3 protein-coding genes are annotated in these 2,641 nt (G+C 43.8%); 2 read left to right on the top strand and 1 reads right to left on the bottom strand.

Translation table 11 applies throughout. The features are described 5' to 3' along the window. Nucleotides 1-115: 115 nt before the first annotated feature. Complete coding sequence (locus F6K20_RS33325) at nucleotides 116-1,147, bottom strand: bifunctional heptose 7-phosphate kinase/heptose 1-phosphate adenyltransferase (protein ID WP_287267322.1); 1,032 nt, start codon at nucleotides 1,145-1,147, stop codon at nucleotides 116-118. Between the two features lie 609 nt (nucleotides 1,148-1,756). Between F6K20_RS33325 and F6K20_RS33320 the strand changes: the two genes are divergently transcribed. After that, nucleotides 1,757-2,320 carry a PEP-CTERM sorting domain-containing protein gene (locus tag F6K20_RS33320; RefSeq protein WP_008187287.1) on the top strand — a complete coding sequence of 188 codons (564 nt, stop codon included), beginning with the start codon at nucleotides 1,757-1,759 and terminating at the stop codon, nucleotides 2,318-2,320. A gap of 47 nt (nucleotides 2,321-2,367) precedes the next feature. Further along, the gene (locus F6K20_RS33315) at nucleotides 2,368-2,514 is read left to right on the top strand and encodes a hypothetical protein (RefSeq protein WP_154659863.1); all 147 of its coding nucleotides are present in this window, start codon (nucleotides 2,368-2,370) and stop codon (nucleotides 2,512-2,514) included. Nucleotides 2,515-2,641: the final 127 nt, after the last annotated feature.

Below are 2,641 nucleotides of genomic sequence, written 5' to 3'. Positions count from 1 at the left end.
TGTCAGCCGTTGGCCATAGGCCTTTTGCTGATAGCTGAGGGCTGATAGCTGAGGGCTGATAGCTGAGGGTTGACGGCTGAACGCGATCGCGTGCGCGTAGCGCATATGCTTACGTTTATGCTTCAACCTCCAACAATCCCTGTAAAGCCTCTTTCATCTCATCCTGACTAGTGGTGGCTGTACCAAACTGGCGCACCACAATGCTAGCGGCCAAATTCCCCAAAACCGCTGCTTCCCAGTAGGAAGACCCCAGACACAAGCTCAAGGTCAGGGCTGCTACCACCGTATCCCCAGCACCAGTTACATCAAATACATCGGTGCGATTAAACGCTGGGATATGCTCAACCTTGCCATCACGACCAAACAAACTCATCCCCTGTTCACCACGAGTAATCAGAATTTCTTCCCCTTGAGTCAGTGCCAACAAATCTCTACCAGCTCTCAACAAATCCTCAAAACTCTTAATCCCATACCCCACTGCTCGCTCCGCTTCTGGCAGATTGGGAGTAAAAACTCTAGCGCCATGATAACGTTCCAGATTCTTCTGAGTATCTACAATGGTGCGGTCGTGAGACAAAACTGCTTCAATTACTGGTGGTGTAAACACACCATCTCCGTAATCAGAACAAACTACAGCATCCACCTGACCTAAATGCTGTTGTACTTGTGCTGCCAACTCTAACTGCTTATCCCGGTCGGGCAATTCATCTGACTTGCGGTCTATTCGTACAATCTGCTGAGTCACCGACTGACGGGCATGACCAGCAATCCGGCTTTTGGTCACAGTTGGTCGGTCTGGATCAATCACGATCGAACTAGTATCAATCCCTACCTCCTCAAACATCGTCCGCAGCACTTGCCCTTGAGGATCTTTACTCAAAAACCCAGCTACCTTAACCTCTGCTCCCAGCTTAGCGAAATTATAAACAGCATTTGCCCCACCACCAGGGGTTTGACGAGTGGTTTCATGACGTATTATTAATACTGGAGCCTCTCGTGAAATTCGTTCCACTTCACCTGTGAGAAACTCATCAAGAGTTAAATCACCAACCACCAGTACCTTAGATTGCTTAAAACCATCAATTAGCTCAAACAAACGGGGAGCTGAAGCAGCTAGTTGAGTTTTGAAAGACGCAAATTCAATCATATAGCAAAGGGAACAGGGAGTAGGGAGTAGGGAGTAGGGAGTAGGGATAATAAAATTTAATGTACCTGATAACTCTGATAAACGCTAGAGTTTAGTATTAATTAGTTTCTCCTTACTGTTACTTGAAATACCAGCGATCAGGGTGTCGCGTATCAGCTATCAGCTTTTACCGAAACTTTCAATTCTCATTAATCTCGAACTATTAAATGCTCTCGTTTTGCCATTGCGCATTGCGCATTGCCCACGCTAAGCAAATGGCTGAAGGCTGAAGGCTGAAGGCTGACGGCTGAAGGCTGACGGATTAGTTTACCAGAATGTAGTTGGGATTTATCAACAAGTTTTCAAGTAACTACTTAGACATCAATTCTGTTAACTGTGTTAATAAATTTAAAGTTTATCAACCCCTTTTTGTTCCCTATTCCCTATTCCCTACTCCCTACCCCTATTGCTATAGTCTCAACCGTTATCCACAATGGTATTTTATAATTTTTAATTAAATTTTCTGTAAAGCTTCTGTAATGTTGGTCAACTATAATGACCCTTGGTATAGACTTAATTAGATGAGTGAAAAATCAGTAATATCAACAAATAAGAGACAGGTTTAAATTAATGTTTAAGGGACAAAGGATCTGCCAAAAATTAGCAATAATCACTACTGGTGCGGCTTTAAGCCTAGCAGTGATTGAAATTAATCCTGCCCAAGCTATTACTATTACCTATGAGTTTGGAACAGAAGAATTTTCTGGTAAGTTCAGCTATGATGACGCCAATGAAACCCGGAGGAAATTTTTTGCTTCTATACCGGATTTTCCAGTGATCGAGATAAGTTATCCGGTAGATAAGATTGAGTTTTTTTTCGACAATAGAACCTATACCAAGGCCGATTCTACTACAGAGCCTGTGTGGTTAATCTTCGAAGGAGCTGGAGCTGGCCAGCAATTACGTTGGAGTACAGAAGATTTTAGTTTTAGCCCTGCTACTGGTCCGGCTCCGAGTTTTCCAGAGTTTTTTACTGTGTTCGAGATAGATGGAGAATTTGTAGAGACAGCGAGTTTTGGGCTGGTTGAAGATGAACCAGCAAGTGTACCTGAACCTGGGACAGTTATAGGACTTAGTCTTTTAGGTTTAGGCTGGCTCTCAAAGAGAAAGATAGCATCTTCTCCAAGGGTATAAAAAAAACTGGCGTTGCTTAATAATGGAATGATTTTAAGAATAATGGAATGATTTTAAGAGTAGGTGCGCTTTCCAATGGGCGAGTAAATCGCCCTTGGGTCGCACCTGTGGAATGGGCATCTTGGTGGAACTGGCATCTTGCCAGTTTCATGCTTATTTTCGGGCGGGCAGGATGCCCACTCTACTCCTATTAATTATTTTCGGGCGGGCAGGATGCCCACTCTACTCCTATTAATTATTTTCGGGCGGGCAGGATGCCCACTCTACTCCTATTAATTATTTTCGGGCGGGCAGGATGCCCACTCTACTCCTATTAATTAT

It is taken from the genome of Moorena sp. SIO2C4, assembly GCF_010672485.1.
Lineage (GTDB): Bacteria > Cyanobacteriota > Cyanobacteriia > Cyanobacteriales > Coleofasciculaceae > Moorena > Moorena producens.
This window is presented reverse-complemented; position numbering and strand designations above follow the sequence as displayed.